General features: G+C 68.8%; 6 protein-coding genes, 1 tRNA gene and 1 pseudogene. 5 read left to right on the top strand and 3 right to left on the bottom strand.

Annotated features, from left to right (window positions below; translation table 11 throughout):
• Positions 1-169: 169 nt before the first annotated feature.
• Positions 170-616: a hypothetical protein gene (locus GX015_RS12015; RefSeq protein ID WP_291345389.1), complete on the top strand. Its 447-nt coding sequence runs from the start codon at positions 170-172 to the stop codon at positions 614-616.
• Positions 617-679: 63 nt separating this feature from the next.
• Complete coding sequence (gene glpK, locus GX015_RS12010; RefSeq protein ID WP_291345390.1) at positions 680-2,200, top strand: glycerol kinase GlpK; 1,521 nt, start codon at positions 680-682, stop codon at positions 2,198-2,200.
• A 70-nt stretch (positions 2,201-2,270) separates the two neighbouring features.
• On the opposite strand, the gene cobF is transcribed toward glpK, so the two are convergent.
• Positions 2,271-3,062 carry a precorrin-6A synthase (deacetylating) gene (gene cobF, locus GX015_RS12005; RefSeq protein ID WP_291345388.1) on the bottom strand — a complete coding sequence of 264 codons (792 nt, stop codon included), beginning with the start codon at positions 3,060-3,062 and terminating at the stop codon, positions 2,271-2,273.
• A gap of 3 nt (positions 3,063-3,065) precedes the next feature.
• Positions 3,066-3,353 (bottom strand): hypothetical protein, encoded by a 288-nt coding sequence (locus GX015_RS12000; protein ID WP_291345387.1) that lies wholly within the window; start codon positions 3,351-3,353, stop codon positions 3,066-3,068.
• Between the two features lie 281 nt (positions 3,354-3,634).
• Between GX015_RS12000 and GX015_RS11995 the strand changes: the two genes are divergently transcribed.
• Positions 3,635-3,707: transfer RNA gene (locus tag GX015_RS11995), tRNA-Arg, on the top strand.
• Positions 3,708-4,102: 395 nt separating this feature from the next.
• On the top strand, positions 4,103-4,435 hold the full coding sequence (locus GX015_RS11990) for a hypothetical protein (protein WP_291345386.1): 333 nt from the start codon (positions 4,103-4,105) through the stop codon (positions 4,433-4,435).
• A gap of 260 nt (positions 4,436-4,695) precedes the next feature.
• Here the strand turns inward: GX015_RS11990 and GX015_RS11985 are convergent, their stop codons facing one another.
• Positions 4,696-6,363: a DUF6777 domain-containing protein gene (locus GX015_RS11985; protein WP_291345385.1), complete on the bottom strand. Its 1,668-nt coding sequence runs from the start codon at positions 6,361-6,363 to the stop codon at positions 4,696-4,698.
• Between the two features lie 333 nt (positions 6,364-6,696).
• On the opposite strand from GX015_RS11985, the pseudogene GX015_RS11980 reads away from it, so the two are divergent.
• A pseudogene (locus GX015_RS11980) lies at positions 6,697-6,949 on the top strand (hypothetical protein); the annotation flags it as partial.

The following is a 6,949-nucleotide window of genomic DNA, read 5'->3' as shown; positions in this document are numbered from 1 at the left end:
GGGGATCGCTTTTTCGCGTGCGGGCGGCGCCGGGGAATGTTCGCGGGCCTCCGTTTCCGGCACCGCGAATCCACTACTCTGGAGTGCAATGAAGCCGCCGTTTCCGGTGGTTCGAGATGCGGGCCGTTCCGTCGATTCGGACGCTCCGCCGCACGAGAGGAATGCCCCCATGGAACCCATGGAACTCAATGCCGGCCGTTTCCATCTCCGCCCGCTGCGCCAGGATGGCCGCGTCGACGACGCCCCCGCGCTGACCGTCGCCCATGGCCGGGGCGTGTACCCGGAGTACTTCGAGGACGCCGCCGCCGACTGGGAGAACGACCGCGTCTACCGCTGGGCCGTCGCAGAGCAGACGAACATCGAGTTGCTGGCGGAGGTCGCGGTGACCCTCGTCGGAGACGACCGCGCCGAGGTCGTCATCCACGTCGCGGGCGATCCGGATCGCGTCGTCGAGGTCGATGACCCCACGCTGGAGCCGGTCACCGTCGCCGATGCCGCCGATGCCGCGAAGCACGTGGTGGGCCGGTGGATCGAGGGGTACCTGGGCCGCACGCCCATCGCCCCCCGCCCGTTCCCGGGCCACCAGGGCCAGCCCCGACCCGTCGACGAGCGGTAGCGGAGCACGTTCGTGAGGATCCCGGGCCAGTTCACCACCCTCATCGACGCGCACGCCCGCGCACTGCGCAATCCCGGCGGCGGCAAGGTCGTCGCGGCGATCGATCAGGGCACCACGTCGACGCGGTGCATCCTGTTCGACCGCGACGGGCACCGCCGCGGCATGAGCCAGATGGAGCACCGTCAGATCATGCCGAAGCCCGGCTGGGTGGAGCATGACGCGGTGGAGATCTGGCGCAACACCCGCCGGGTCATCGCCGACGTGATGGCCGAGGAGGAATGGTCGACGGCCGACGTCGCCGCCCTGGGCATCACCAATCAGCGCGAGACCACGATCGTGTGGGACCGCGCCACGGGCGAGCCGGTGCACAACGCCATCGTCTGGCAGGACACGCGCACGGACGGGATCTGCAAGAAGCTTCGCGACGACGTCGGCGAGGACCGTGTCCGTCGCATCACCGGCCTTCCGGTGTCCACGTACTTCTCGGGACCGAAGATCTCGTGGATCCTGGACAACGTCGAGGGCGCCCGTGACCGGGCGGAACGCGGCGAACTCATCTTCGGCACGGTGGACACGTGGCTGACGTGGAACCTCACGCGCCGCCACGGCAAGGCGCTGCACGTCACGGACGTCACCAACGCGTCGCGCACCTTGCTGATGAACCTCGAGACCCTCGAATGGGACCCGGCGCTGTGCGAGGCCATGGGCATTCCCATGTCGATGCTGCCGGCCATCGTCAGCTCCTCCCAGTATCTGGGAGTGGTGCGCTGGCAGGGGCCGCTGCACAACGTCGCCATCGGCGGCATCCTCGGCGACCAGCAGGCCGCCACCTTCGGTCAGGCGTGCCTGGAGCCCGGCGAGGCCAAGAACACCTACGGCACCGGCAACTTCCTGTTGCTGAACACCGGCACCGTCGCCCAGCGCTCCGACCACGGGCTCATCACGACGGTCGCGTACCGCATCGGCGAGGATCTGCCCGTCTACGCACTCGAGGGGTCGATCGCGGTGACCGGGTCGCTGATCCAGTGGCTCCGGGACAACCTCGGCCTGATCCCGGATGCGCCGTCCGTCGAAAAGCTGGCGAAGTCCGTCGACGACAACGGCGGCTGCTACATCGTGCCCGCGTTCTCCGGGCTGCTCGCGCCCCATTGGCGACCCGATGCGCGCGGCGTAATCGTGGGGCTGACCAGGTACATCAACAAGGGGCACATCGCCCGCGCCGCGCTGGAGGCCACCGCGTTCCAGACCCGCGAGGTCGTCGAGGCCATGAACAAGGACTCCGGGGTCAGCCTGACCACGCTGCGCGTCGACGGCGGCATGGTGGCCAACGACCTGCTCATGCAGTTCCAGTCCGACATCCTCGGCGTCCCCGTGACGCGGCCCGTGATCACCGAAACCACGGCGCTGGGCGCCGCCTACGCCGCCGGCCTGACGGTCGGGTTCTGGGAATCCACCGACGAAATCCGCGCCATGTGGCGCGAAGACGTGACGTTCACCCCGGACATGGACGCCGACCGCCGCGACGATCTCTTCGCCAATTGGGGCAAGGCCGTCACGCGCACCCTGGACTGGGTCGACGACTGAGTCGGGCGGGAGCCGCGGCGAATCAAAGCACGGCGGGTGCCGACGACTGCGGGCGGGCGCAAAGCCCGTCCTAATCGGCCGCGCCGGTGCCCTCCGGCCGCAGCAGGTAAATGTCCATGATCCAGCCGTGCTCGGCCCGCAGATCCGACTTGAGCTTCGCCAGCTCGGCGCCGACGTCCCCCACGCGACCGCGGCGCAGCGTCTCCATCGGGGTGCCCAGGTAGGCGCCCCACAGGATCTCCTCGTCATCGGCGGCATGGTCCAGCCACGCCGCTCCCCCGTCGAGCATGACCACGGCGTCGGTGCCCGCCGGGCGCTCGCCCAGGCGGCGTCCGGTGGTGACCAGGACCGGGCGGCCGATGCGGTTGAACGTCGTCGCATGCGCGGCCGTCAACGCCTGGACCGCGGTGATGCCCGGGATCACCCGGACCTCCAGTTCCGCGCCGAGCTCCCGGATCCTATCGAGGATCCGCAGCGTCGAGTCGTATAACGACGGGTCGCCCCACACCAGAAAAGCACCGCGCCGCCGACTACCGGCGGGCTGCCGCAGGGACCGCGCCATGGCGTCGTAAAGCACCTCGGCCCGGGCCTGATGCCAATCGCGAACCTCGCCGCCGTAATCGGCCGGCGTGCGGTCACGCGGCGGATCCGGGACGACCACGAGCTCCACGTGCGGCGCATGGGCCTCGAGAATCGCGCGGCGGGCATCCAGCAGATCGGCCTTGGCGTCGCCCTTGTCCAGGGCGAAGACCACGTCGACGCCCGCCAGCGCCTCGACGCCCTCGAGCGTCAGATGCGCGGGACTGCCCGCGCCGATGCCGATGACGTCGATGGCCATGGCATTCACGAGGGAACCGCCCATGGACTACTTGGACTCGCGCGGGTTGCCCTCGGCGCCGAACGCGCCGTTCATTTCCTCCGCGCTCAGCGCCGACAGCGTGCCGGCGGTGTAGCGGTTCGCCCAGGACTGCTTCAGGTACACGTCGCAGGCGTTGCCCATGTACTTGGCGTCGTAATTGTTCAGGACCATGACGGGCTTGAGGGAACCGTCCTCCTGCACGGCCGAGACGACCAGGTGCGGGGACTCCGCATCGTTGGTCACCTGGCAGACGAACTTGACTCCGTTGACGTCGGTGAACGTGGGCTTCAGCACTTTGCGACCTCGCTATTTTGGATTTGCCCTGGGCCGATCATCGGCCGGGCCGTGGCCCCCATCGTAGACGCGGCCCCGGAACGCAGCGCGCCGCGCGGACGCGACGGGGGGATCACCGTTAGCCGACGTTCACGCACGCTGGGGCGATGCGGCCGAAATGTGGCGATGATCATGGCGTTCGGCGGCACCCGGACCGTGGGGTAAAGTTGTGGCGTCGCAGCGGGGGCGGCCGCCGGGCGGACGCCCGAGGAGCCATTTCCGGCCACCGCCGACGACGAAGCGCCCCAGTAGCTCAGTGGATAGAGCACGGCTCTCCTAAAGCCGGTGCCGCAGGTTCGATTCCTGCCTGGGGCACGATAATGACCCCGTCACCAGCGAAAACGGTGGCGGGGTTTTCCCGTCGAAGGACGGAATCCGCCCGTACCCCGCAAATTCCCCGCTTTTTCGACGCGCACCCCCGACGGCCCCACTTCGCCCGACACCCGAACGGGGGAAGTCCATTGCCCGAACCTGGCCGTTTGCACCACTTTTCGCAGGTCAAGAGACCTCGATCACCGTTAACCCGCGCGGCGATGAATCTCACCGGGCGGTCGCACCCCGAACACGATTAATGTCGATGATGGAAAGGGTGCATACGGAATTCGGGTGCACCCCGGAAGAACCGACGAGCCTTGACCGGGTCCGCATCGACTGGACGAGGGTTTTCGGTCTTTCGCCCACAGTGGAAGCCCCCACGGAAAGGACTGCACATGCCCGCCACCAAGAAGCCCGCGTTCACCGACGTCGATGGAGTCAAGGTTTTCGCCAACCTCATCGACATCGACGGCAACCTGCGCCTCCAGCTCGTCGACGAGACCGACAAGCAGATTCTGCTGCTCAACTTCTACGACGCCAAGCAGCTCGCCGCCGCCGTCGAGATGTTCCTCGGCCAGCGCTACGGCAACAACTTCTCCAAGCTCGACGGCAACATCTCCCTCGAGGACCGCAAGGAGCTCTTCCACGAGGAGCTCGAGGAGAAGGAAGAAGAGCTGAAGAAGCTGGCGGAGGAGGAGAAGGCCCGCCGCGCCCGCGGCGAGGTCTAGCCACCTGCTTTACCGTCCGCGGCGTCCGCCACTCGTGCGGGCGCCGCAGGGCTTGCTTTGCGACGCCGACCGCCCCGTGCAGGGGCCGGTCGGCGTTTTCGGCGTTGAGGGGGTGCGGCGCCGACTTGGCCCGCTCCGCCCCATCCGCCCGCCATTCCCGGAGCTCTGGACGCCCCGGAAACGACGAACCCGCCGCACGGATGCGGCGGGGTCGATCTGGGAGGAGTGAGGCCGGGAAGCCCGGCCACTGGCGGGGCCCGCTAGTAGGCGTCCCCCGCGGTGCCGTCGCCGGTCGTGTAATCCGTGGCGCCGGCATCCGTGCCGGCGCCGGTGTCGGCGCCGGTCGCGGGCGCCGTGCCCGAGTCGACGGTCGTCGGCGCGGACGGGACCGTCGGCTCCGAGGTCGCCGGGGTGTTCGTGGTGCGGGTCGGCGAGCTGCTCGAGGTCGAGGAGCGCTTGCTCGTCGTGGACTTCGAGGTGGAGCTCTTCGAGGTGGAGCTCTTCGAGGACGACGTCGAGGAGGAGCTGGTCGAATCGAGCTCGTCGACGACCTTGAAGCTGACGGTGTCCGTCGCCTTGCCCTTGCCGGTCTTGGCGGCCACCGTCACCTTCGCGGTGTAGGAGCCCTCCTTCAGCCCGGTGAAGGAGAAGGTCTGCGCGCAGGAGGCGCCCTTCTTCTTCTCGGAGTCGACCTTCTTGCCGCTGGAGTTCTTGATCTCCACGTCGATGTCGCACTTGCCGGAGGCGGTGTCGCCGTCCTCGTCGCGGCCGCGGACGCTCAACGTCACGGCCTTGCCCTCGAGGAAGCTGGACGTGTCCTCGTCGAAGCTGGAGCTGGACGTCGACGGCAGGCTCACGGTCGCGTCATCGATGTCCGAGGAGCCCTTCTTCTGGTCCTTGCCCTCGTCGTCCTCGTCCCCGTCCTCGTCCTGGCCGACGCTCTTGGACTTCGCGGGGGAGCCGCCGGAGGTGCCGTCGGCCTCGTCGTCCTTGCCCTCGGCCGGGCGGGTGCCGGTCTCGCCTTCGTCGAGATCCCACTCGTCGCGGCGCGCGGCCTCCGCACCCTCCTCGTCGAGCAGATCCTCGTTCGGCCGGACGTTCATGTCCGCCGGCGTGGTGGCCAGCTCGGGGCTGTCCGGCTCGACGATCTCGTTCTCGTTGATCGTGATGTCGTAGTCGTCGCCCTCGTTGTAGATGTTGGTGACGTTGATGGTCGTGCGGTGGTACTCCGGCGCGTAGATGTAGATCACCCGGCGCGGGTCGTATCCCGGCCACGGCTTCACGGACGACGGGACGACGTATCCGGACCAGCGCTGCGCCAACGGGTTTCCGCAGTCGCACTTGACGCGGGGGACGCCGTACGCGTCGACGAGCACTGCGGTGCCCGCCTGCAGCGTCGCCTGGAAGGGCAGCGCCCGGCCGTTGGAGTAGGAGTGGTTGGTCACCCACGTGTCGTGCATGAGCACGACCGGCTTCAGCGAACGGATGTAGGAATCGACCTGCCCGTTCGACAGGCCCAGGGCACCCGCGAACGCGGAGCGGCGATCCGGCATCCCCTTGAGGTTCCGGATCAGCCCTTCGGCGTCGCACACCGCCCGGCTGCCGCTGCCGCCGTAGAGCTGCTCGGTGCCGCCCTCGACGCCGCCGGCGTAGGTTTCGCGGGCCACGGGCACGATGTCGTCCCGGTCGACGCTCGCCACCGAATCGGTGAACGGCGACGGTCCCGGGTCATCGGCCGAGATGTAGGACATTTCGGCGATGTTCCGGTCGCCGCCGGGCTTCCAGCCCGACCAGGCGAGGCCGCCGCCGACGAGCAGCGAGACCAGGAACACCGCGAGCCCGCCCCATATGTACTTCGCGGCGCCTCCGCCGCGCGCCTGCGGCGGGACGGGTGCCGGATATCCGAATCCGGGTGGTTGCATGGTCATGTCGCTGTCACTCCTGTACGGGGGCGGGCTTGAGCCGGATGACACGGGCGGCCATCGCCCTCAGCGTAATTCCGGGGCCGATGCCCTTTCACCACCGAAGATGCCCCCTAATGCAGTGCCCCCGTTTGGGATGGAAACGCCCAGGTCGCGGCCGCATTCGACTCCCCCGACGAGCGATGTAACGCACCGGGCGACCACCTTTTGGGGTAGCCCGAAAAATGCTGCGGATCCCGCGCATAAATCGCCGCACTCGCCCGCGGATCCGCCGGGCACTGTAGGCTCACCCCGAACTCGCGCGAGCGTGGGGAGCACGAGCCCCGGGGAGGATCGGACATGAAGCGCACCATCATCGCGGCCGCCGCATGTGGCGCCACCCTGCTCGCCGCCGCGTGCGCCCCGCAGACTCCGCCCGAGCAGACCGCGTCGACCGCGCCGGATTCCGGACGCACGTCGACTTCCGCCGCGGCGCCTTCGCGGGAGTCCGCGCCGGCTGACGCCGATCCGACGTCGTCGCAGTCCCCGACGGACGTGCGTGACGACGACCCGGCGGCATCCCCGGAGACTCCCGCAGCCGATGGCGGCGCGG

This window comes from Corynebacterium sp. (genome assembly GCF_012837295.1).
Classification (GTDB): domain Bacteria; phylum Actinomycetota; class Actinomycetes; order Mycobacteriales; family Mycobacteriaceae; genus Corynebacterium.
This window is presented reverse-complemented; position numbering and strand designations above follow the sequence as displayed.

Coding starts and splice junctions, on each gene's coding strand:
- GX015_RS11990 (WP_291345386.1), top strand. CDS start 4,103: ATGCCCGCCACCAAGAAGCCCGCGTTCACCGACGTCGATGGAGTCAAG.
- GX015_RS12015 (WP_291345389.1), top strand. CDS start 170: ATGGAACCCATGGAACTCAATGCCGGCCGTTTCCATCTCCGCCCGCTG.
- cobF (WP_291345388.1), bottom strand. CDS start 3,062: ATGGGCGGTTCCCTCGTGAATGCCATGGCCATCGACGTCATCGGCATC.
- GX015_RS11985 (WP_291345385.1), bottom strand. CDS start 6,363: ATGACCATGCAACCACCCGGATTCGGATATCCGGCACCCGTCCCGCCG.